This is a genomic window from Glutamicibacter mishrai (assembly GCF_012221945.1).
Taxonomy (GTDB): Bacteria; Actinomycetota; Actinomycetes; order Actinomycetales; family Micrococcaceae; genus Glutamicibacter; species Glutamicibacter mishrai.
The window spans coordinates 1,551,088-1,572,732 of sequence record NZ_CP032549.1; the positions used below are offsets into that span (position 1 = coordinate 1,551,088).

Sequence of the window (21,645 nt, forward strand, 5' to 3'; positions counted from 1 at the left end):
AGGCTGTCATCAACTAGGCTCCTGACCTGCACCCGGGTGATGCTTAGTTCATGAGCGACCTGCCACCCTCCACAGCATCTGAAGAGTCGAGCCGTCCACCTCGACTGCATCGCGCGTGGCTTGTCGCGCTCGTCACCACCCTGGCATTGGTGGCTGCCGCTGCGTTCCGTTCCACCACCGGCGCGTTTTTCGAGCCCCTGGAGTCGGAATTCGGCTGGCAACGTTCACAGCTATCCACCGCGGTGACCATCAATCTGGTGGTCTACGGATTAGCGGCCCCATTTGCAGCAACTCTGCTTGAACGGTATTCGATGCGCAAGGTCGCCATGGCCGCGCTGGCCCTGGTAGCCGCCGGCGCCGGGCTCTCGGTATTCATTAACCACTACTGGCAATTGTGGCTGCTCTGGGGACTGCTGGTCGGATTAGGCACCGGAGCCATGGCCTTGGTTTTCGGCTCCGTGGTGGCCAACCGCTGGTTCAGCCAACGCCGAGGACTGGTGATGGGGTTGTTCTCCGGAGCCAACGCGGCCGGCCAGCTGATTTTCCTGCCGTCCATCGTGGCCATTATCGAGAATGCTTCATGGCGTATTGCTGCCCTGGTAGTCACTGCCTTCGCACTCTTGATCATTCCGCTGTTGCGGTGGCCCTTCGCCAATACGCCTGCCGAGGTGGGCCTGCTCCCCTATGGCGCAACCGAGCCGGCGGCTGAGGTGCCCAAGCCCGAGGGCTCCATGGCGGCGGCAACCCTGCGCGTGCTGTTCTCCTCGGCTCGTTACCCGGCGTTTTGGGTGCTGGCCATGACTTTTTGGATCTGCGGCTGGTCCACCAACGGGTTGGTCCAAACCCACTTCATCCCGGCAGCGCACGATCACGGCATGCCCGCCACCACGGCTTCGGGCCTGCTGGCACTGATCGGCATTTTCGATATTCTCGGCACGGTGTTCTCTGGCTGGCTCACCGACCGTGTGCGCCCTTGGCTGCTGCTGGCCGTCTACTACTTCCTGCGTGGACTGTCATTGCTGTTCCTGCACACACTCATGGGTCCGAGCGTCCAGCCGATGCTCTGGATTTTCATCATCTTCTACGGCCTGGATTGGGTGGCCACAGTTCCACCCACCGTGGCACTGTGTCGCCAGTACTTTGGACCGGTCAAGGCGACCGTGGTCTTCGGCTGGGTTTTCGCCTTCCACATGGTTGGCGCCGGCGCGGGGTCCCTCACTGCGGGCTTGTCCCGCGAAAGCACCGGAAGCTATTTAACTGCGTGGATCACCGCTGCGGTGCTGTGCTTTGCCGCGGCGGCCAGCTTGTTGCTGATGCCGCGCATGCGCCAGGCAGTCCAGCCACCGGTAATCGAGCCGATCCCTTCTTAGGGCAAATTCCAAAGGCACCTCGGTGCCTGGTCGTGCATAACTTATGGGAGTAAAACATGTCAGGAAGAACCAAGCCAGGATTCGATACGTTGGTATGCTTTTGGTGCTCGATAATCCTGTGGCTTGCAGGGATTCTGACCCTCACTATGGGGACCTTGTTCAACATCAATGGAGCCATGGGCGTCAATATCTTGGGATTAACGATTGTCCAGATGATCGGGATCGGGTGCTTTGCTGGAGCCGCAATTTTTGGCGTGGTCGTAGTCCACAAGGTCATCGCCATGCTGATCTATCTGGTCCATCACCAGCGCTAATCGCTCATCCGGCAGCGCATTCTTCGGCCTTCTAGAATGGCGCTGCACTTCGTACGAGCTGCACTCCAAGATCCACAGCTCCGCGCATCGCGACTTCAGCGCCCAGAGTCGAAGCCGTCAGTTGAACGCAGGTCAGTTCAGGCTCCTGAGCGAGTTCGCGTTGGGCGATCACAACCACCGGTTCCAGTATTTCTGCCATCGCGCCTGAAAGAACTACACGTTCCAAGCCGAGAAAACCCGAAATGACTGCACTGATCCTGGCCAGCCGGTCACCCAGCGACTCCAGGATTTCCTGAGCTAATCGATCATGCCCAACCGCTGCTTGGAAGACGTCTTCCGCGCGCAACGCATCCGCCGCCAATTCCGCCAAGCTGCTTTTGGCCCCTTGCGACAAAGCCGTTTTAGCCTGCTCGCGTGCGAGATATCCAAGGCCATGAGCGTTTCCCACACCGGCGACATGCGAAAGGAATCGCATTTCTCCAGCCAAGCCCTTGTCGCCGCGCAGCAAGTGGTTATCTACCACTACGCCCGCGCCGATACGCTCACCAACCATCAGCGAGGCGAACGAACCAACGGTGCCATCTTCCATTTCGGCAATGGCCGCCAGGTTCGCGTCATTTTCAACCCTCAGCAGGTAGGTGTATTCGCCGAGGACGGCTTTCCAGTCTGGGTTCATATTGACCCAAAAGCCATTGTCATCATCTGGCGACATTCCATCGGCATCGACGGGCGCGGGAACACCAATCACGATGGCTGCAAGCTTTCGGATTTTGAATTCCGCCAACACGTCCGTCAGCAGTTTTTCGGTGACGCGCACTCGATGTTCGCCTGTCGCAAGCGGGTCTACCTTGGCTTCGCAATGTGATTTTTGTGTCCCTCGTACATCGCTGAGTGTCAAGCTGATGCGGTGTTGCCCTGCGTCAATTCCCACAATGAATCGATGAGCCAGGTTCAGTTCATAGCGCAGCGCCGGACGCCCCTTGGAGTAGGCACCGGCAGCTCTGGTGTCCTTTGCTTCGACAAGCCAGCCGGATTCCACCAGTTCTTTCGCCTGGTTGAGCACCGTCGCGCGAGTCAGTCCAGTTAGGGAAATGAGTTCGCTAGCGGTCACCGCTTCGCGCCCCCACGCGGCATCCAGCACACGTTGGGTATTCAGCCTCCGCAGTGCTGTAGCACTGTCCAAGGACCCGGGTTCCGGCGCTTCAATATTTTTCACTGAACTCACGTTCAAAGTATAGACGCGACTTTATTGAGATGCTAAATTTACTTCGGATATAAAGTGACCCACTTCACTTCATCACTGGAGATGCACATGAATTTTGGATCAGAAGCCTTGTCGAGGCCCTTGAAACGGCGGTCTTTCATCGCCTCGATGCTGGCAACCGGAACACTGACTTTGACCAGCTGCGGCACGGATGATCCCCGAGCCAGCATTCGGTTCAACCAGTCCAAGCCAGAAGTGGTCCCCTACTTTCGAGACTTGCTGAGTCAGTTCAATTCCTCTCAGAGAACAGTGAACGCGACTCATGAAGTGACTGCGGGATTGTCGGCAGCCTTTGCACGCAACGATCCACCAGATTTGGGATGCCTGAATTACAACTTCGAAATGGCGCGATTCCAAGAGCGCGGAGCGCTTTCAGATCTGTCAGACCTACCTCAGCAGAAGATGAACGCGCCCTTTATCAAGCAGTTGCTGGATCTCTACCCGGATTACCCCGGCAGAACATCGGTGCTACCGTACTCCATGATGGGTGCATCTGTCCTGTATAACAAAGACATTTTCGAAAAGCACAGTCTCTCCATCCCGACTCGATATTCAGAATTGCTGGATCTGTGCGGTGAGCTGTCCGACTTGGGCATCACACCGATCTACTCCACATTCAAAGATGCTTGGACAGTTTCGCAGGGCTTGGCTGACTACTGCGTGGGCGGGGCCATTGAAATCAACCAGCACTTTGCCGACCTGCGCGAACTCGGCTCCGACTTCACACCTGACTCCGCCGTCACTTTCTCGAAAGCATTCACTGATCCACTACTCAGAATGCAGGAACTGGCAAAATTCTCCAACAAGGACGCAGCCAATCGCGGCTACGGAGATGGCAACCTTGCCTTCGCCAATGGTCAGGCAGCCATGTACCTCCAAGGTCCCTGGGCCCTGCCCGAAATCGCCAAAACGAACCCTGATGCAAACATCGGCACTTTTCCACTTCCGATGACCGAAGACCCTGAAGACCTGAAAATCAGGGTCAATCTAGATCTGGCGCTATGGATCCCCGAACAATCCGACCACAAGGCTGAAGCACGTGAACTGCTCGCCTTCCTCTGCCAACCCGAACTTCAAGACGCCTACAACGAATCAGCCCTCGGTTTTGGGGTTCGTTCAGATTCGCCACCGACCAAGGACCCGCGCCTGAAACAGATGCAGCCATACATCGATAACGGACGCATCTATCAAGGAGTTTCGACAGCGATTCCTCGAACCATCCCCTTCGAGAACTACATGCAAGGGCTGGTAACAGGTGGCAGCGTAGAGCAAACCCTAGCAACCCTAGACGCGGACTGGGCCCGGCTAGCCCAACGCAGTTAGCCAGCCCAGGAGATCATCATGACATTAACCTCACCAGCAAAACCTCGTAGCGATAGCAAGCGTCCACTGCCGACCCCACCTGCAAAACGACGCAGATTCGAGGCTACCTACCTTGGCTTCCTCGTCCCGGCTTTGATTTGCTTCACGATCGCCATTACAGTTCCCGCGGCCATGGGCATTTTCTTCAGCTTCACAGACTCCGTTGGGTTTGGAGATTACAACCTCATCGGTTTAGCCAATTACGCGGCTTTGTTCACCGATCCTGCGATTATTGGCGCCTACAGCTTCACGATCGGTTTCGCGTTAGTCACTGTGCTTCTGACGAATGCCCTGGCATTCTTGCTGGCAGTTGGACTTACCGCCCAAATCCGTGCCAGGGTCGCTTTGCGAACCATTTTTGTGATGCCAATGGTGATTTCAGGAATCGTGATCGCGTATGTTTTCAATTTCCTGTTTTCGAACACCTTGCCCACTGTAGGCGAGTATTTCGGTATCGAATTCCTGAAATCATCGCTGCTGTCCAACCCGGATCTCGCATGGCTGTCGATCGTCATCGTCAGCGCCTGGCAGGCGATCCCCTCCGCAATGCTCATCTATATTGCAGGGCTCATGGCGATCCCCTACGACTTGTACGAAGCCTCATCCCTCGACGGAGCCAGCGCCCTTGGACAACTCGTCCACGTCACCCTGCCGCTGATGATTGGCTACATCGGGATCAACATAATCATCGGTTTCAAGAACTTCTTGGGCGCCTACGATGTCATTGTCGGCTTGACCAACGGCGGCCCCGGAGTGAAAACCCGTTCAATAGCCATGACGATCTTCACCGGCTTTGAACGTGGCGACTATGCGTATCAGATGGCCAATGCGACAGTCTTCTTCATTATTTCGCTGATCATCGCGCTCTTGCAGCTGCGCCTAACGAACAGGGGACAAGTAAAATGAGCCTCACTTTACAACAACGACTCAACAAACGATCCCGCTCACGCGTCGGACGTGAACGTACCAATTGGTGGGCCACTGGCCTATTGGGCATATGTGCGCTGGCAGTTTTGGTTCCCCTGTTCGTTACCGTTTCGATGGCATTCAAATCCGCCAAGCAGGCTGTGGACGGCAAAGCGTTCTCACTTCCAAACCCCCTCTCGATCGAAGGGTTCACCGAAGCCTGGGAACTGGTCAATTTTCCGAGGGCATTCACCATCTCGCTCTTGATCACTCTCGTAGCAGTCGTCGGAGCGGTGCTCGTTGCGTCGATGGCTTCCTATGCAATCCACCGGAACTGGGGCAAGCGGTTCTACCGCTTTAGCTTCTACTACCTCTTGGGAGCCATGTTCCTACCGTTCCCGGTCCTGGCACTGTCCCAGGTCAAACTCACCGGACTCTTCGGCCTGGATAATCCTGCAGGCGTCGCCATCCTCCATGTCATGTTCGGCTTGTCGTTCAATGTCCTGCTATTCACTTCTTTCCTACGAGGCCTACCCGGCGAATTGGAAGAAAGCGCTCGCATCGATGGGGCAAGCAACTGGACCACATATTGGAGAATCATTTTCCCGCTCTTGGCACCAATGAGCGCCACTGTAGCGATCTTCGCGTTCCTCGGGTCATGGAACGACTTCATGATGCCGTCACTGATTATCGCGGAGCAGGCAGATCAGACTCTCCCTGTGGTACAGCAGCTGTTCCAAACCCAATTTTCGAATAACTACCATGTCTCCTTCGCCTCCTATCTGATGGCGATGGCGCCCAGCGTCGTGGCCTATCTCTTCACCCAACGCTGGGTGATGTCGGGATTGACTCAAGGTGCCGTCAAATCCTGATCCCATCACTCCGCTCGACTTGCCCACCCTCAAAAACACACCGTTGAAAGGAACACCATGACTCTTCAAGACACTACCCCCGACACCCTGAAATCCGAGGATGCGTCCTGGTGGCGCCAGGCCGCGGTCTACCAGATCTACCCGCGCAGCTTTGCCGACTCCAATGCCGACGGGCTAGGCGATTTGCAAGGTATCGCTTCACGAGTCGAATACCTCAAGGCTCTGGGTGTCGATGCGGTCTGGTTGTCGCCGTTCTACCCATCGGCCCTAGCCGACGGTGGATACGATGTTGATGACTACCGCAATGTAGACCCGCGATTAGGCACTCTAGAAGACTTCGACAAGATGACTACAAAGCTGCATCAGGCAGGTATCAAAGTCATCGTTGACATCGTCCCCAACCACTCTTCAAATCTCCATGAATGGTTCCAAGCCGCGCTGGCAGCACCCAAGGGCTCAGCGGAACGCGAGCGCTATATCTTCCGGGACGGATCAGGCGCCAACGGAGAACTGCCTCCCTCAGACTGGGAGTCGATCTTCGGCGGACCGGCATGGGAAGCAGTCGGTGACGGCCAGTGGTACCTTCATCTCTTCGCCAAGGAACAGCCCGATTTCAATTGGGCCAACAGCGAGGTCCGCGAGGATTTCCTCAAGACGTTGCGATTCTGGTCCGACCGAGGAGTCGATGGCTTCCGTGTGGACGTGGCCCATGCCTTGGCTAAGGACATTCCACTGACCGGCCTGCCTACCAAAGCGGAACTGGATGCCCACCCATGGGACGGCTCGCACCCAATCTGGGACCGCGATGAAGTGCATGAAATTTACGCTCAATGGCGTGAAGTCTTTAACGAATACGATCCACCACGCATCGCGGTAGCCGAAGCATGGACCAATTCAGATCGTCGGCCTGCCTACGCTCGTTCCACTGGACTGGGCCAGGCATTCAACTTCGACTTGTTGCAAGCAGATTTTGACGCAGCAGCCTTCAGGAAGATCATCTCTTTCAACCTCGAGCAGGCGAAGATCGCGGGCTCGTCAACCACCTGGGTCTACTCCAATCACGATGTTGTACGCCACGCCACCCGCTATGCACTCCCCTTGGCGGGAGATCCCGATGCGGCGAAGAAGTGGCTGCTGCACGGCGCAGATCCGTCGGTGCTGAATGAGGAACTTGGCCTTCAGCGTGCGCGGGCCGCGACACTGTTGGAGTTGGCATTGCCCGGATGCGCGTACCTGTATCAGGGCGAAGAACTAGGGTTGCCAGAAGTCAGCGAGATCGCCGACGACCAGCGACAAGACCCTGCCTTCTTCAAGAACAAGGGCGTCGAGGTGGGCCGCGACGGTTGCCGCGTTCCGATCCCGTGGACGACAGACGGGCCGTCTTTTGGCTTCGGCGAAGCAGAACCCCACCTGCCGCAGCCTGAGGATTTTGGATCCCTGAGTGTTGCAGCACAGGAAGGGAACGAGGAGTCGACGTTGGAGCTCTATCGCCAGGCACTGGCTCTTCGCAAGGAACTGCAAAGCGAAGAATCACTCGAATGGCTGGATTCTGCCGAGGGCATGCTTGCCTTTTCCCGACCAAATGGCTGGATCAGCGTCACCAACTTCAGCGCTGAACCACAGCTACTTCCCGAGGGCACATTGCTGCTGTCCAGCGCGCCATTGGATGATGCCGGTCGGCTGCCGGCAGCCACAACGGCATGGTTGCGCGGCAATTAGCCTGAGATAGCAAAAAAGCTTCGTCACCGCTGATCTTTCGCGATCCGCGGTGACGAAGTTTTTTCTTTGCCCGCCGCTTTAGGCGACAACAACATCCTTGGAAGGAACGTGCAGTTTCTTGTTGCCGTAGTGAACGGCGAAGAACCAGGCCACACCGGTGACAACGTGGATAACGCTCAGGGTCACGCCGGTTGCCACATCGGATGCGGTCATGATTGGGGAAATCATCGATACAACAGCGATGATCAGGCCGATCCACTGAGCGACCTTGACGAAGCCCTTCTTAGCACGGCCGATCAGGAAGACAACCAAGCCCAGCACCAGCAGTGGCAGCCAGGTGAACTGAAGGATGTTGTCGAAGCCGACAACCTTTTCAGGGTTGGAGCCGACCCTCATCGAAGCGCCCGAGGCGATGCCGATGAAGAAGATGATGACGTTGAGGTAGCCGGCGCCCAGTGCGGCGATGACGACCTGAATGAAATTGAATGGGCTATTTGGTTGTCCCTGAGCAGTCATGGTGTTCCTCAAAATTGTTGAAAGTCCTCAACAATTCTAATTTCGCACCCCAGTGCCTTGGCTCTCATCATCGCGTGAGATCCGCGACACTTAGCGTAGCTATCTATCGAGGTGAGCCTAGGCAGCCTGGCACCCGGCGAAAACTCCCGGTTCAATTAGGCGAAACCGGAGTAGAATGGAGATGGAGTTTACTTCCACTTATGTACCTCTCTAGAGGTTTCCTCCTTCCGGCGTAGAGCTCTTGTGCTGTCCCTGGATTTCCAGGACGGCGTTCAGATTAACGCAGCAGTGTTGAACCGGAAAACATTCTTCTGGGCGGCTGGCATTATCAGCCTTATCCCTCTCAAGCTACTGATCCGCGGATTCTTGCCCGAACACCTTCGCCGCTTTTGCACCGCGGACAGTAAAGCCTGCTTAACTGGCACCTGTTTTTCCACGTTGCACACGCTGTCTCCCGTAGCTGAATATCGGTGGCTGACGTCTCGCCACCGTGACATGGCATCCACAGCAATTCACTCAGCCTGCGACTCTCGCAGCAATAACGGCCAAGATGCATTGGAGACCCGGTCATGGACAAGCCCATCAGTTGCCCAAGGTGTTACCGAAACACCTTGGTCGAAACCGAAACCCGTCGATATATCGATGAACAAAACCAGCTCAAGAGATGGGACAACGAAGGCGGCCACGATGCAGGACTACGGCAAGACACCCAAATGACCATGCGCGAGGTGGTCTGGACTTGCACTTCCTGTGGCTGGAACAAGGTCGCTTATAGCTCCCAAGAGCCGATTCTCGGGCCCGAACGACGCATTGAAAAGTTCATCCAAGCCAAACAACGGCCGCTTTCCACACCCACGCAGCAGACACAAGAGACCGGCCGACACTCGTAAACGCTGAAAGGCATCAATCATGAACTCCATAACAAGGCCAACCAACGCCGAACGAGAATCACTGAGACTAGGGACGGTGCTGCTGGACAGCCTTCCAAGCAATTTGCTCACCGACCAGGCACCAGAAAAATATCTGGTTGCCGTGGTCTTTAATCGACGCGCTGAGCCCGAGGAAGTCGACTTCCTCACCGGCACCGGGGTCAGCGATCGCTTGCGCTCTGCCGGATATCCCGATGTTGAACTGAATGTGGTCAACCGGAGACTGGAAATTTCCAATACAACCCTCGAAGAACTCCGCGATGGCCTATCTGTGGCCATCGCGCAGGAACTATCTGGTGTTGAACAGGAATTCGAACGTGAACGTGTCGCTCGGAACGCGCAATTCCGAAAAGACGTCGATGCGGAAACCAAGCGTGCTGAGGCAGTTCAATTGCTGGCCCAATCCATCACTTTTGATCCTGCCAGAGTTGAAACACTGATCTAAAGACCGCAGGCCCAGCATCCTCCAAAGAATGCTGGGCCTGCAGAATGCGCAGTGGTTACTTCGAGGCTCCGATGGCCCACACGCGCGGCAGTTCGGTGCCGTTGACCGCAAGGTCGCCAATCAAGCGCGCCTTGAACACCCACGGGTTGTGATTGCCAGCGGTACGGGCATTGCGCCAGTGCCGGTCCAGGTTCTTCGAAACACTGGTGGCCGAAGCCGCCAACGCATCAAAGGCGTGGGTAATGGCGTTGAGCACCAATGGGGTGAGCACTACCTGCGCCTGGGCGCTGGCCAGCTCGGCGGCATCGTTGGCTGCTTCGTCTTCTTCCGCCGAAATCTCCCCAGCTTGCAGAGCCAGCGCAGTTTCATAGGCGCCTTCAAGGGCCTGCGACACACGCTCAACGGTTCCGGCCGCCGCAAAAGCCGCCGCCGAAACCTCGCCAATCACCTGCAGCAACTGCGGATCTTCGGCAGCTACATTGGCCGCCGCGTGGCTGAAGGTCCGCTTGCGGGCCTTCAGCTCTGCAGCGAAGTCGCGTTCGGCAGCCTTGGCCGAACCAGCCAGAACTGCCAGCAGCACCTGCTGATAAAACGCGGTCTGGTACTTGAAGCGGGTATCGAAGTCGATCAAGTCCTCTTCGGCCACAATCGCATCGGTGAACGTCGAGGTGCCGGTGCCGGTGGTGCGCTGGCCGAAGCCGTCCCAGTCATCGGCCAGTTCCACGCCAGGCTGGTGGCGGTTGACCGCGGCGATCACGCGCTTGCCGGTATCGGTGCGCTCTGCGTAGGTATCCAGCCAGTCGGCAAAGATGGAACCGGTGGAGTAGTACTTGGTGCCGTTGATCCGGAACCCGCCCTCGCCATCCGGGGTGACCTTGGTGATCACGTCGCCGACCTTCACCGTTCCGACCTCGGTCCAGGAGTTGCCCACCAGCTCGCCGTCCACGAAGCGCGCCAGCCACTTATCCCGACCCGCTCCAGGGGCAGCGATCAGCCGGTCTTCGACAAAGGCGAAGTGGGCGCGCAAAGCCTGGGCGATATTCGAGTCGGCCGCTGCCAAGTCCACGAAGAGCTCAAAGAGCTCCGGCAAGGTAGCGCCCGCGCCGCCGTGGGAAACAGGCACGCGAACCGCGCCGAAACCGGCTGCGGCAAGGTCGGCGATCTGCTGGTAGGGCAGTTCGCCGCTGCGGTCGCGTTCGGCAGCGCCCGCGGCGATCTGTTCAAAGAGCGGCGCGAAGCGGGCTTTGAGCTTGCTCAGCCGATTTCCGGTAGTCAATACAGTCATCTCAGGATCCTGTCCGTAGAAAGTTCTTAGGTGTAAAGCGATAGCGGCTGGGATTCCCCGCGCAGGAAGTAGGCGCCGACTTCGATCTTCTTGTAGTCCACCGGGTCATGCAGGGAGTGGGTGCGCACATTGCGCCAGAACAGATCCAGGCCCACCGAATTGGCGGTGGAGGATGATCCGGTCACTTCGAAAATCCGGTTGGCCACCTCGACCCCAACCTCGGTGGAGACCACTTTGGCTTCTGCGATGTCCACGGCGAGCGCCGCGCGCTCGGGCTGGGTGACATCCCCGCTCTTGGCCAGCAGCGAATCAAATTTGCGGCCGAGCTTCTCGGTCAACGCCGCCACAGCTGCGGTGCGTGCCTTGAGCTCGCCCACGGTGCGCTGGAAGATCAGATCCTGCGAGTAGGTCTCGGCCTGCGAGAACAGCCAGGCGTTCTTGCGGCCAAGCAGAATCTGCTTGCCACGGGCCAAGGCGCCCTGGGCAATGCCCAGATAGAAGTTGGCAAACGCCAGCTGGATGCCCGGGGTCAACAGGGTCGATACTGGTTCTTCGGTGACCTCGCCGAGCAGATCCTGCGCGTCAATACGCACGTTGTGGTACTTCAGAGAGTTCGACGCGCTCAGTCGCTGGCCAAGGTAGTCCCAGTCATCGACGATTTCCAGGCCTTCACGGTCACGTGGAATGACAAAGGCCAGGACCTGGCCTTGGCGTTCACCCTCGGTGACTTCGGCATTGATCACAATCACTTCGCCCACGCCGGAGCCCGTGGAGAAACGCTTGGCGCCGTTGAGCCGGAATCCATCGCCCTCCGGAACCAGGGTCAGCGTCGGGTCGACCGGGTTGACCGAGTCGCCCCAGAGCCAGCCGCCCTCCACGGTGCGCTGCCACCATTCGGCTTGGGTTTCCGGTGCGCCGTAAAAAGCGATGCCCGACTGGTTCACGTAGTGGTAGGCCAGCAGCTGGGAAATAGAGCCATCGGCTGCAGCCAGAATGCGGACCACTTCAAAAGCGGTTTCCCAGTGGGCTCCTGCTCCCCCGAATTGCGCTGGAACCAGCAGGTTCAGCAGGCCTGCCTCGCGAAGCAGCTGGACTTCGGCGAAAGGCTGCGCATTTTTGCGGTCGCGTTCCAGGGCGTCGGCGGCCAGCTGGTCGGCGACTTTCCGGGCTGTCTCGCGCCATTGGGCGAGTTCGGCTTCATCGGCGGTGCCGGTGTATGGTACACGCGGCAGCTGGGTGCTCAGTACGGTCATCTTCGTTCTCCTCATGTTCATGGATTCCGAAGGATGCAGAAAGATTCTGCGAATCCATCGAACCTGGCGTTAGCACTCTCTGCAGGAAGCAGACTTGCTGCGGCGTCGCGGAGCCAGGTCTCTCAGCCGCTCTGGATGGTTTGTCCTACCAGTGAAACATCGAGGCTCACCAGTTGGTAGGCACGACGTCATAGGGCGGAACATCGTCATGGATCGTCATTTTTGCGGCCCTCAAAGCCGCGAAAAACGCCGTCACATTTCCTCATATGTCACTGCGCGCCCAGTACCGCTTCCGGGGTTTGGCTTGCCTTCGTATCGGCCGCCGAGGCCTTGCCCGCATAAGCTCCGCGGTAGGCAGCTGCCGGGTGGTGTTCAGCCACCCTCGTGGTGCCAGGCTCGGTCAGATATTCGCGCAGGGTATTGCCTTCGTACCTTGCCCAGGTCCGCCCGCGCTTGCGCAGCTCCGGGACCACCAGATCGGTGAACTGCTCGAAGGAACCGGGAGTGATGGCATAGGCCAGGTTGATCCCGTCCAGCCCGGACTCATCAACCCAGCGCTCGATTTCATCGGCCACGGTTTCCGCTGAGCCAACGAGCACCGGCCCGATGCCGCCCACTTTGAGGTAGTCGGCAATGGTGTTCGGGGTCCACTTCTGCTGAGGGTTCGCGGTAGTGAAAATCGACACCGCGGAGCGGGCCGCATTGGTTTCCAGGTACTGCAGTTCCTCATCCGGCGCGTACTGGCTCAGGTCCAAGCCCGACCAGCCGCCGTAGAAGGTCATGGCGCCCTCGCGTGAAGCGTAGGACTGGTATTCACGGTAGAGCTTCTCGGCTTGGGCATCGGAGTCGGCCACCACGGTAGTCATCAGCGCGTAGATCTTGGCCGCATCCCGGGGCCTGCCGACCAGTTCGAATTCATCGCGGATCGCGTCGGTCTGTCGACGGGTGACCGCGGTGTTGATCGAGTTCAGGAAGATGCCTTCTGCGTGCTGGGCGCCGAAGCGCCGGCCGCGGGAGGAGGCACCGGCTTGGAAGATCGCCGGGGTGCGCTGGATGGAGGGCTCAGAGAGGTGGATGCCGGGCACGTCGAAGTACTCGCCGTGGTGGTTGATCGGGTGCACCTTGGAAGGGTCGGTGTAGACACCGCGTTCGCGGTCCTTGAGCACCGCGCCTTCCTCCCAGGATCCTTCCCAGAGCTTGTAAACCACGTCCATGAATTCATCGGCGATGTCATAGCGGGCATCGTGATCCAGCTGCCGGGTCATGCCCAGGTTGCGGGCCGCCGACTCCAGGTAGCTGGTCACCACATTCCATCCGATGCGCCCGCGGGTGAGGTGATCCAGCGAGGAGAACTTCCGGGCCAACGCGTAGGGCTGTTCGTAGGTCAGCGCGCTGGTCACCGCGAAGCCGAGATTTTTCGTGGCCGCGGCCATGGCGGAAACCTGCATGAACGGATCATTCAGCGGCACCTGGTCGGCGTCGAGCAGCGCTGGCCCGCTGGAGTTCTGGTACACGTCATAGATGCCCAGCACATCGGCGAGGAACAAAGCGTCGAATCCACCGCGCTCCAGGGTCTTGGCCAGATCAACCCAGTATTCAAGGGTGTTGTACTCATCGGCCCTATTCTGCGGATGCCGCCAGAGCCCCGGGCTTTGATGGCTGACGCAGGTCATGTCAAAGGCGTTCAGGTGGATGCGCTTGCTCATTAGTTGCTTCTTCCCTTTGCGGTGGTGGTCAGTGCTTGGCGCTTTGCCGTGCGCAGTAGCGCGAAAATGCCGGTTGCCGATTGGCCCTTGGACTGCCCGAGCACCACGGCGGCGAGCAGGATCGCCAGCAGCACCAGGCCGCGAGCCAGGTCCTGCCAGAAGAAGGACAGGCCGATCAGGTTCAGCCCGTTATCCAGCAGGCCGAAGATCACCACGCCGATCAGCGTTCCGCCCACGGACACCCGTCCGTAGCGGCTGATGGTTGCCCCGATGAAGACCGCTCCGATGGCATCCATCAGGTAGGCCTGGCCGCTGCCCGGAACATAGCCGTTGGAGCGTGCGGCCAGCACCACTCCGGCGAATCCGGCGATGACCGCGCACAGCAGGTACGCGCTGGCAATCAGCGTATTGATCCGCAGGCCCGAGATCTTCGCCGCGCTGGGCTGTTCGCCGGCCATGGTCAGCTTGCGCCCATAACGGGTGATGCCAAGAAGCAGAGCCACTACCACGGCAATGGATACCGCGTTGATGATGGCGGCATCGATGTCCAGGAAGTAGCCGCGCCCGATCACGGCAAAACCATCGGGCACCAGTGGCGCTGAAAGGTAGATCGGCGCGCCGCCGCTGGTCAGCAGCTGCTGCACGCTGGTGCCGACAAACCAGACACTCAAGGTGGCCAGAAAGGCAGGGATCCGCAGAACCACGATCAACAGCGCATTCACCAGCCCCACGACCAGGGCGAAAAGCAATCCACCGGCCACAGCCACCCACGCACGATACCCGTCGTGGATCAGCCAGGCGCTGGCCAAGGCACCCAAGTCGAGGGCCACGCCAATCGACAGGTCAATGCCGCCGGCCCGCACCACCAGGGTCAGGCCAATGGCAACCAACGCCAGGAGCGCTACCTGCCCCAGGATTCCCACGAGGTTTCCCGCCGTGAAGAACACCGGGCTGAGCACCGAGAACACCATGAGGATCAGGGCCAGGGTTCCAGGAGCCACCAACCGCGATGCCTGGAAGGAGCCGCGCTTTTTGGCGCTTCCGGTGGTTGGGGATTCAGGGGTCGGCGCCGAGGGCGCGGCAAGAGTTTGAGCGGTACTCATCGGTTCTTCCTTCCGCGCAGGGTCACGCTGGCCAGAACCAGCAAGATCAGCAGGCCCTTGGCTGCGCCCACCCACTGGCTGGCAACGCCGAGCAGGGTCAGCCCGTTATCCAGGGCGGCGACGAACACTGCGGCCAGTACGGTGCCGACAACGCTGACCAGTCGCCGGCGGGAGAAGATCATGGACATATAGGCCACCAGGATGATGTCCAGCAGGATCTGCGTTCCGATGCCGGGAACCGCAGCCGAGAGCCTTGCCACCAAGAGCGTCCCAGCCAGGCCCGCCAAGGCCGAACTGAGCACATAGCTGGCCAGCCGGTATTTGCGGGGATCCAGCCCGGCCACCTGGGCGGCGGTAGGGTTCTGGCCGACAGCATAGGAATTCACACCCCAGCTGGTCTTGCCATAAACCCACCAGCCGGCGGCCCCGATGATGATCAGCAGCCAGGCCGCCAGCGGGATCCCGAGGAAAACACTGCCCCGGGCAGCCTCGAAGAAGCCGCCGGACACGGCGATCTTCAGGTTCTGACTGAAGACCAGTTCCAGCGAAGCGGCCACGCCCATGGTGGCCAAGGTTGCCAGCAGCGGGCGCAGGCCCAGGGTCACCGAGATCCCGTTGATCACGCCGATCGCGGTAGCCACCAGCACTCCGTAGAGCACCGCAAGCAACCCCGGAGTGCCGGTGGCGGCAGCCAGCGCGGTCACGGTGCCGGAGAGTCCTGCCACCGCGCCGGTGGACAGGTCGATGCCGCCGTTCAGGACATCATCGCCGCCAGCGATGATCACGATCGCGAGGCCCACCCCGGCAATGCCGAAGACCGAAGCCTGGGTCAAGATGGTGGCGATATTCGATGCCGTCAGGAAAAATGGCGAGCCGAAAACGAAGAGCAGCAGTACCGCGGTGATGCCGGCATAGCCGATCCAGGCGGCCAGGCTCGGCTTCTTGCCGCGTGCGCTGCGCGCCGGTGCGTCGTTGACGGTGGCAATGGCGGTGCTCATGCGTTCACCTCTTCTCGTGGTGTTCCGGTTCCTTGGCCGCTGGAGGCCAATTGCAAGATTCGTTCGGTGGTCACTTCGGCGGAGGACAGCTCGGCGATGATCCGGCCCCGATAGAGGACCAGCACTCGATCGGCCAGCCCCGCTACTTCTTCCAGATCAACGCTGACCATCAATGCGGCCGCGCCGTCGTCGACCAGCTGGTTGATCTGCGCGTAGATATGCGCACGGCTTCCCACGTCCACACCCGAGGTGGGCTGGTCCAGCACCAGCACATCGGATCCCTTGGCCAGCCAGCGGGCCAGGACGGCTTTCTGCTGGTTGCCGCCGGAGAGGCCCGAAGCCACGGCTTCGGGATCAGCCGGGCGGATGTCCAGGCGCTGCACCAGTTCGCTGGCTGCCGCGCGCTCCTTGCGCGCGTCGAGCAGTCCCAGCCGGCGGCCGAGTTTGCGCAGGCTCGCGGCAGCGATATTCTCGCGCACGGTATTGCGCAGGAAGATGCCATCCTGATGCCGGTTCGAGGGGACGTAGGCGCCGGCGCGGGCGGCGAAGTCCGCGGCGGATTTCACCGGGTGGCCATGCAATAGCGCGGTTCCGGCGTGTGGTTGGTTCCCGGTCACCGCATCGGCGAGCACCTCGATCCCCGATCCCACCAGGCCGGTCACAGCCACGATTTCCCCGGGCGCCACCGAAAGATTGATGTCGCTCAGCTTCCCGGCGACCGACAGGTTCGAGAGCTCAAGGGCAGGCTCCCCCTGCTGTGCGGGTGCCTCGCGCTTCTGATGCGAGAACTCGTTGACCTGGTTTCCCAGCATCAGGCCAATGACATCCTCGATGCTGTCACCGGCGGCAAAACTGGCGTCGCCGGCATTCTTGCCATTGCGCAGCACGGTAATCCGGTCGGTAATCTGCTGCAGTTCCTGCAGATAGTGGGAGATGAAGATGATGCCCACTGAGCGATCACGCAGATGCCGGATCGTATCGAAGAGCTGTTCAACCTCATCATTGGCCAGCGGCGCGGTCGGCTCATCGAGGATCAGCACCTTGGGCTCTGCCAGCACGGCGCGGGCTATCTGGATCAGCTGCTGCTGGGCAACGCTCAGCTCGTCAACGAAGGCCGAGGCATCCAGCTCTTGGCCGGTGGTGCGCAGGATGTCGGCTCGGGCCGACTCTTGCACGGTGCGCTCATGGCGCCAGAGCCCGCGGCTCTTGCTCGTGCCCAGATACAGCTGCTCGGCTACGGTCAGGCGTCCGGCCAGATGGCGGTCCTGGTGGATTACCTCGATGCCTAGAGCTTCCGCGTCCGCGGGGCGGCGGATCTGCACCGCGTTGCCAGCCAGTTCGATCTGGCCGGTATCCAGGGTGTACAGGCCGGTGAGGATCTTGATCAGCGTGGACTTGCCGGCACCGTTTTCGCCGACTAAGCCCAGGACTTCGCCGGCCCGGAGCTGCAGGTGGACATCGTCGAGCACCTTCACGGCTCCGAAGGATTTGTTGATCCCGGCCATGCTCAGCAATGCATTAGATGCCGTTGTCATTGCGCACCTGATTCACGTTGTCCTTGTCGACAAAAATCGGCTCAGCATAGCTGGTGCTCGGAACCTTGTCGGTTTGCCCATCGAGGAACAGGGCGATGTTGGTGGCCGAGGTAGCCGCAATCTGCTTGGTGGGCTGGGCGACAGTGAACTGGTAGGAGCTCTGCGGGTCCGCGATCAGATCCAAGGCTCCGGGTTCCGCGTCGACGCCATAGAGCTTGATGTCATTATCGGTGGGGTCGATGGCCTGCGCCGCTCCGATCAGCGGCATGTCCCAGCACGACCAGATCGCGTCGACTTCGCCCTCGGGCAGCCTGCGCAGCTGATCCTGGATCTGGTTCTTGGCATCCTCGATGGTGCCCTCGTACTTGTCCTGGAGTTCAGGGGTGATCTTCTCGATATTCGGGTAGTCTTCGAGCACCAGGTTCAGGCTGTTGTAGCGAATTCGGCACGGCGTCACGCCGGGGAAGCCATTGAAGACCAGGATCTTGCCCTTGCCGTGCAGGTCTTCTGCCATGGTGCGGGCCAGCGTGGTGCCGACATTCCAGTTGTCGCTGGTGACGTTGTTCTTCGAGTATTCGCTCTGGAAGTCGATGGTGAACAGCGGGATCCCGGTGGCGTCCACCTTGGCCAGGGCAGGTGTGAGCGTCTGCGCATCACCCAGGATCACCACGATGGCGTCCGGCGACTGGGTAATCAGGTTTTCCACGTCGGAAACGTGCTTCTCATCCTTGGCTTCGGCCTGGGTAGCGACGACCTCGCCGCCGAGTTCCTTGATGCGTTCCTGGATCTGCTGGTAGACCACACGCGAGTAGTCGTGCAGGATATCCTTGGCCGCGATGCCGACCTTTTTGCCTTCAAGCGTAGGAACGTTCTCGAGCTTCTGCTCGGCTTGCGGGTTGCTGCTTTGCGCCGCGACCGGAGCGACTTCCGGGCGGGGTTCCTTCAACGAGCAACCCGCGAGCAGCGTGGTTGCCGCCAGGGCAACAACCATAAGCTTCAGGATGTTCGGGCGAGTGCGAGTCATGCCGTCCCTCTCTTAGACAGATAGAACCGAGGGATCCCGAACAGAAGTCCTTGCTTCTCGACCCGGGAGCTCCATCGAACCTGGCTTTAGCACTATCTGCAGGATGCAGACTTGCTGCGGCGTCGCGGAGCCAGGTCTCTCAGCCGCTCTGGATGGGTGTCATTCGAGTCAAACATCGATCCGCCAAGGTGGCTATTACAGCGTCATGGGAGGGAACACTGCGTCAGATCTCTTCACAAATCCGGGGTTTTCGACGGCTTGAAGCCCATTGGACGCTTGAAAAGCGCGTCATATGTCCGCATATTACGTTCTCTGGTTCGCAGTGTTCCTGTTGTTTGAACCGGATAAGTCCCGTATGGCTTGGGTCTAGAAAAATATCAAAATCATATAGACTGAATCTAAAGACACTAATCGATAGGACACGCGCGTGGACCTAACCAGCACATTGAGCCTGATGTTCGGGTTGCTAGTACTCACACTCACCGCGGGCATACTGGCTCGCATGGGAGCCCAAGGGCGCATACCGCGCAACAACAGCGTTGGCGTGAAGACCCGTCACACCCTGGCCAGCGATGAAGCCTGGCTGGCAGCGCACCGTGAAGCTGCGCCAATCCTTCAGATCTTTGGCATAACTGGCTGGCTGTTTTTGATCGCCTCGGCAATCTTCTGTTTCATGCAGAATTTCACCGTAGCTTTTACCGTAACCGCTATCGGCTTTGCCCTAGGCGTCACCATGATGCTGGTTGCCGCTTCCAAGGGGAACAAGGTCGCCAAAGAGCTCTCCGCTTGAACGCCAGTTAAAGAGAACACCGCGCCATCAATGAAGCGTTCGTTGATGGCGCGGCGCTGATAAGAATTGCCCGACAGGCCCCCTAGAGCAGGACCGCCCCGAGGATCCAGACGGTGGCAAACGCCGCAGTACCCTGGATCGCCGTGGCAACACTGAGGGTCTTGTACGCGGTGATCACCGGAATCCGGCTGAGCTGCGAGACCACCCAGAAGTATGAGTCGTTCGCATGCGAAACAACCATCGCACCGGCGCCGACCGCCAACACGCTCAGCACCATTCCCAGCTCGGAATCCAGCCCCAGCGATCCAAGCATCGGAGCAACCAGCGCGGAGGTGGTCACCATCGACACCGTGGACGAGCCCTGCGCCGACTTCAACGCGGCGGCAATCAAGAATGGCACGGCCAGCCCCAGGCCCAGGCCGCTCAAGGAACCTGAGAGGAATTCGGTCAGCTTGGAGGAGGCCAGCACGGCGCCGAAGGCCGCCCCAGCGCCGGTGATCAGCAGGATCGGTGCGGCGGTACGCACTGCCTCGTTCATCTGGTCATTGAAGTCGGAGAGCTTCTTGTCCCCGCTCAGCAGCGGCGTGGCCGAGAGCAGGCCGAAGATCAGTGCGATCACCGGGGTGCCGATGAACGACAGGACCTCAACCAGCGTGCCCTCGCCCAGAGGCTGTGATGGCAATTTGGCGATGGACGCGGCACAGATCAAAACCAGCGGCACCAGGATCGGCAGGAACGCCAAGACCGGATGCGGCAATTTGCCGAAGCTTGCACGCAGCTGCTCGTAGTCCAGGTCGGCCAGATCGTTCTCGTCGTCCGAAGCCATCGGCGTCCACTGGGACTTGTTGAACCTGCTGGCGTAGGCCAGGCCGGCCAGCGCGGAGATGGCAGCGACCGGCAGGCCCACGGCGATGATCAGCCCGAGGTTATCGGCGATGCCGATGCTCTCGGCGGCGGCCAGCGGCCCGGGAGTCGGAGGAACCATGGTGTGGGTGGCGTACAGGCCGGTCATCAGCGCCACCGAGGTCGCCAGCGCCGATACCCCGGTGCGCAGCGTGATGGCCTTGCGCAGCGAGTTGAGCACCACGTAGCCCGAGTCGCAGAAGACCGGAATGGAGACGATGTAGCCGATGATCGTCAACGTCAGATTCGGGAATCTGGTGCCCAGCACCTTGATCAGCGCGTCGGCCATCGAAATGGCGGCGCCCGAACGTTCCAGGATGATGCCGATCATCGTCCCGAAAAGGATCACCAGGCCGATATTGCCCATGGTGTTGCCGAACGCCGTGGTGACGGTGCTGGCCACTTCGGCCAAGGGGATCTTGTAGGCGAATGCGGCAAGTATGGCGGCGCCGATCAGCGCGAGGAAGGGGCTGATTTTCCAGCGCGCTGTCACCAGCACAATGGCGATCACGAGGATCAACAGAACAATTAGCTCGTACACGGTTGGTTGGCTCCTTTGCCACGGTCTGCGGTGTACTCTCCGGCAAAACGGCTCAAGCTTTGGTGGTTCGGAGAGTTTGCAATGAGCCAATACTAGGAAAGCGGCAAAAGATAACCTATGGGCATGCGCCCAGAATTCCTAGGGCGCAATACGTGAAATGTGTGCGTGGAGACTAAGGCTGCGCCCTCGAAGGCAACAAGCAGCAGCTCTACCAATTTGCAGGTTGGTACCGTAAACTTGTACCACTAAATGCTTTGAACTCAGGAGACATCATGTCGATCAGCGCCAGCGAGGCTCGCAAAACACTGTTCCCGCTCATCGAACGAGTTAATAACGATCAAGAGGCCATCGAGATCGTATCCCGCAAAGGCAACGCCGTGCTCATGCCCGCTGACGAATACGCTGCATGGCGTGAAACGGCATACCTTTTCCGCTCCCCGGCAAATGCTCGTCGACTACTGGATTCCTACGAGCGCGTTCGAAACGGAGCGCGAATCGAACATGATTTGGACCGCTCTGACAGTGACGACTAATGCGCCTAAGCTGGGACGAGTCCGCATGGGAGGACTACAAGTATTGGCAACAAACAGATCGCAAGATAATCAAGCGAATCAACACATTGATAGAAGCCTGCCTGCGCGATCCCTTCAACGGCATCGGGAAGCCCGAACAGCTGAAATATGGCGCCCAGGGGTCATGGTCCAGGCGTATTACCGATGAGCATCGCCTGGTTTACCTCGTAGAGGAAGATGAAGTGATAATTCTTCAAGCCCGTTATCACTACTAAGCCTTCACGCTCAAGAACTTTGG

22 protein-coding genes and 2 riboswitches are annotated in these 21,645 nt (G+C 59.3%); of the genes, 11 read left to right on the plus strand and 11 right to left on the minus strand.

Annotation, left to right across the window (positions count from 1 at the left end):
• The first annotated feature begins 50 nt into the window (after nt 1–50).
• Entirely contained in the window at nt 51–1,370 is a 1,320-nt protein-coding gene (locus D3791_RS07350; RefSeq protein WP_172511774.1) for an MFS transporter, read from the plus strand.
• 146 nt (nt 1,371–1,516) lie between these two features.
• Nucleotides 1,517–1,684, plus strand: a complete 168-nt coding sequence (locus D3791_RS07355) for a hypothetical protein (RefSeq protein ID WP_022874688.1) — start codon at nt 1,517–1,519, stop codon at nt 1,682–1,684.
• A gap of 31 nt (nt 1,685–1,715) precedes the next feature.
• On the opposite strand, the gene D3791_RS07360 is transcribed toward D3791_RS07355, so the two are convergent.
• The gene (locus D3791_RS07360; RefSeq protein WP_172511775.1) at nt 1,716–2,747 is read right to left on the minus strand and encodes an ROK family protein; all 1,032 of its coding nucleotides are present in this window, start codon (nt 2,745–2,747) and stop codon (nt 1,716–1,718) included.
• A gap of 200 nt (nt 2,748–2,947) precedes the next feature.
• A complete protein-coding gene (locus D3791_RS16745) occupies nt 2,948–3,097 on the minus strand; it encodes a hypothetical protein (protein WP_246242420.1) in 150 nt (49 codons plus the stop codon).
• Nucleotides 3,098–3,197: 100 nt separating this feature from the next.
• On the opposite strand from D3791_RS16745, the gene D3791_RS07365 reads away from it, so the two are divergent.
• From D3791_RS07365 to D3791_RS07380, 4 genes are read left to right on the plus strand one after another with little or no spacing between them, the layout of a single operon-like run.
• Nucleotides 3,198–4,271, plus strand: a complete 1,074-nt coding sequence (locus tag D3791_RS07365; protein WP_246242433.1) for an ABC transporter substrate-binding protein — start codon at nt 3,198–3,200, stop codon at nt 4,269–4,271.
• Nucleotides 4,272–4,289: 18 nt separating this feature from the next.
• On the plus strand, nt 4,290–5,216 hold the full coding sequence (locus D3791_RS07370) for a carbohydrate ABC transporter permease (RefSeq protein WP_172511776.1): 927 nt from the start codon (nt 4,290–4,292) through the stop codon (nt 5,214–5,216).
• Complete coding sequence (locus tag D3791_RS07375) at nt 5,213–6,088, plus strand: carbohydrate ABC transporter permease (RefSeq protein WP_022874683.1); 876 nt, start codon at nt 5,213–5,215, stop codon at nt 6,086–6,088. The genes D3791_RS07370 and D3791_RS07375 overlap by 4 nt, the downstream gene beginning before the upstream one ends.
• A 57-nt stretch (nt 6,089–6,145) precedes the next feature.
• Nucleotides 6,146–7,807, plus strand: a complete 1,662-nt coding sequence (locus D3791_RS07380; RefSeq protein WP_172511777.1) for a glycoside hydrolase family 13 protein — start codon at nt 6,146–6,148, stop codon at nt 7,805–7,807.
• A 78-nt stretch (nt 7,808–7,885) separates the two neighbouring features.
• On the opposite strand, the gene D3791_RS07385 is transcribed toward D3791_RS07380, so the two are convergent.
• Nucleotides 7,886–8,323, minus strand: coding sequence for a DUF6069 family protein (locus tag D3791_RS07385; RefSeq protein ID WP_172511778.1), 438 nt, complete (start codon nt 8,321–8,323; stop codon nt 7,886–7,888).
• 611 nt (nt 8,324–8,934) lie between these two features.
• Here D3791_RS07385 and D3791_RS07390 point away from each other — a divergent pair.
• Together D3791_RS07390 and D3791_RS07395 are read left to right on the plus strand one after the other, a co-directional pair.
• On the plus strand, nt 8,935–9,213 hold the full coding sequence (locus tag D3791_RS07390) for a hypothetical protein (protein WP_152485471.1): 279 nt from the start codon (nt 8,935–8,937) through the stop codon (nt 9,211–9,213).
• A 19-nt stretch (nt 9,214–9,232) separates the two neighbouring features.
• A complete protein-coding gene (locus D3791_RS07395) occupies nt 9,233–9,697 on the plus strand; it encodes a hypothetical protein (RefSeq protein WP_172511779.1) in 465 nt (154 codons plus the stop codon).
• 55 nt (nt 9,698–9,752) lie between these two features.
• Here D3791_RS07395 and D3791_RS07400 read toward each other — a convergent pair whose 3' ends face one another.
• The 7 genes from D3791_RS07400 to D3791_RS07430 form a co-directional block, all read right to left on the minus strand.
• Nucleotides 9,753–10,982, minus strand: a complete 1,230-nt coding sequence (locus D3791_RS07400) for an acyl-CoA dehydrogenase family protein (RefSeq protein ID WP_022874678.1) — start codon at nt 10,980–10,982, stop codon at nt 9,753–9,755.
• Between the two features lie 26 nt (nt 10,983–11,008).
• Complete coding sequence (locus D3791_RS07405) at nt 11,009–12,235, minus strand: acyl-CoA dehydrogenase family protein (RefSeq protein WP_172511780.1); 1,227 nt, start codon at nt 12,233–12,235, stop codon at nt 11,009–11,011.
• 51 nt (nt 12,236–12,286) lie between these two features.
• Nucleotides 12,287–12,377: riboswitch (SAM riboswitch) on the minus strand.
• A gap of 127 nt (nt 12,378–12,504) precedes the next feature.
• Nucleotides 12,505–13,941, minus strand: a complete 1,437-nt coding sequence (locus D3791_RS07410) for an LLM class flavin-dependent oxidoreductase (protein ID WP_172511781.1) — start codon at nt 13,939–13,941, stop codon at nt 12,505–12,507.
• The gene (locus tag D3791_RS07415) at nt 13,941–15,044 is read right to left on the minus strand and encodes an ABC transporter permease (protein ID WP_172511782.1); all 1,104 of its coding nucleotides are present in this window, start codon (nt 15,042–15,044) and stop codon (nt 13,941–13,943) included. Before D3791_RS07415 ends, D3791_RS07410 begins: the two co-directional genes overlap by 1 nt.
• Entirely contained in the window at nt 15,041–16,042 is a 1,002-nt protein-coding gene (locus D3791_RS07420; RefSeq protein ID WP_022874674.1) for an ABC transporter permease, read from the minus strand. Before D3791_RS07420 ends, D3791_RS07415 begins: the two co-directional genes overlap by 4 nt.
• Entirely contained in the window at nt 16,039–17,577 is a 1,539-nt protein-coding gene (locus tag D3791_RS07425; protein WP_172511783.1) for a sugar ABC transporter ATP-binding protein, read from the minus strand. The genes D3791_RS07420 and D3791_RS07425 overlap by 4 nt, the downstream gene beginning before the upstream one ends.
• On the minus strand, nt 17,561–18,601 hold the full coding sequence (locus D3791_RS07430) for a substrate-binding domain-containing protein (protein ID WP_172511784.1): 1,041 nt from the start codon (nt 18,599–18,601) through the stop codon (nt 17,561–17,563). The genes D3791_RS07425 and D3791_RS07430 overlap by 17 nt, the downstream gene beginning before the upstream one ends.
• 68 nt (nt 18,602–18,669) lie before the next feature.
• Nucleotides 18,670–18,760: riboswitch (SAM riboswitch) on the minus strand.
• A 268-nt stretch (nt 18,761–19,028) separates the two neighbouring features.
• Here D3791_RS07430 and D3791_RS07435 point away from each other — a divergent pair.
• Nucleotides 19,029–19,391 (plus strand): SdpI family protein, encoded by a 363-nt coding sequence (locus D3791_RS07435; protein WP_172511785.1) that lies wholly within the window; start codon nt 19,029–19,031, stop codon nt 19,389–19,391.
• 82 nt (nt 19,392–19,473) lie between these two features.
• Here D3791_RS07435 and D3791_RS07440 read toward each other — a convergent pair whose 3' ends face one another.
• Nucleotides 19,474–20,835 carry a GntP family permease gene (locus D3791_RS07440; protein WP_172511786.1) on the minus strand — a complete coding sequence of 454 codons (1,362 nt, stop codon included), beginning with the start codon at nt 20,833–20,835 and terminating at the stop codon, nt 19,474–19,476.
• 272 nt (nt 20,836–21,107) lie between these two features.
• On the opposite strand from D3791_RS07440, the gene D3791_RS07445 reads away from it, so the two are divergent.
• Together D3791_RS07445 and D3791_RS07450 are read left to right on the plus strand one after the other, a co-directional pair.
• Nucleotides 21,108–21,368, plus strand: a complete 261-nt coding sequence (locus D3791_RS07445) for a type II toxin-antitoxin system Phd/YefM family antitoxin (RefSeq protein ID WP_061955840.1) — start codon at nt 21,108–21,110, stop codon at nt 21,366–21,368.
• Nucleotides 21,368–21,622: a Txe/YoeB family addiction module toxin gene (locus D3791_RS07450; RefSeq protein ID WP_172511787.1), complete on the plus strand. Its 255-nt coding sequence runs from the start codon at nt 21,368–21,370 to the stop codon at nt 21,620–21,622. Before D3791_RS07445 ends, D3791_RS07450 begins: the two co-directional genes overlap by 1 nt.
• The last annotated feature ends 23 nt before the right edge of the window (nt 21,623–21,645 follow it).

Coding starts and splice junctions, on each gene's coding strand:
- D3791_RS07350 (WP_172511774.1), top strand. CDS start 51: ATGAGCGACCTGCCACCCTCCACAGCATCTGAAGAGTCGAGCCGTCCA.
- D3791_RS07355 (WP_022874688.1), top strand. CDS start 1,517: ATGGGGACCTTGTTCAACATCAATGGAGCCATGGGCGTCAATATCTTG.
- D3791_RS07370 (WP_172511776.1), top strand. CDS start 4,290: ATGACATTAACCTCACCAGCAAAACCTCGTAGCGATAGCAAGCGTCCA.
- D3791_RS07375 (WP_022874683.1), top strand. CDS start 5,213: ATGAGCCTCACTTTACAACAACGACTCAACAAACGATCCCGCTCACGC.
- D3791_RS07380 (WP_172511777.1), top strand. CDS start 6,146: ATGACTCTTCAAGACACTACCCCCGACACCCTGAAATCCGAGGATGCG.
- D3791_RS07385 (WP_172511778.1), bottom strand. CDS start 8,323: ATGACTGCTCAGGGACAACCAAATAGCCCATTCAATTTCATTCAGGTC.
- D3791_RS07395 (WP_172511779.1), top strand. CDS start 9,233: ATGAACTCCATAACAAGGCCAACCAACGCCGAACGAGAATCACTGAGA.
- D3791_RS07400 (WP_022874678.1), bottom strand. CDS start 10,982: ATGACTGTATTGACTACCGGAAATCGGCTGAGCAAGCTCAAAGCCCGC.
- D3791_RS07405 (WP_172511780.1), bottom strand. CDS start 12,235: ATGACCGTACTGAGCACCCAGCTGCCGCGTGTACCATACACCGGCACC.
- D3791_RS07410 (WP_172511781.1), bottom strand. CDS start 13,941: ATGAGCAAGCGCATCCACCTGAACGCCTTTGACATGACCTGCGTCAGC.
- D3791_RS07415 (WP_172511782.1), bottom strand. CDS start 15,044: ATGAGTACCGCTCAAACTCTTGCCGCGCCCTCGGCGCCGACCCCTGAA.
- D3791_RS07420 (WP_022874674.1), bottom strand. CDS start 16,042: ATGAGCACCGCCATTGCCACCGTCAACGACGCACCGGCGCGCAGCGCA.
- D3791_RS07425 (WP_172511783.1), bottom strand. CDS start 17,577: ATGACAACGGCATCTAATGCATTGCTGAGCATGGCCGGGATCAACAAA.
- D3791_RS07430 (WP_172511784.1), bottom strand. CDS start 18,601: ATGACTCGCACTCGCCCGAACATCCTGAAGCTTATGGTTGTTGCCCTG.
- D3791_RS07445 (WP_061955840.1), top strand. CDS start 21,108: ATGTCGATCAGCGCCAGCGAGGCTCGCAAAACACTGTTCCCGCTCATC.
- D3791_RS07450 (WP_172511787.1), top strand. CDS start 21,368: ATGCGCCTAAGCTGGGACGAGTCCGCATGGGAGGACTACAAGTATTGG.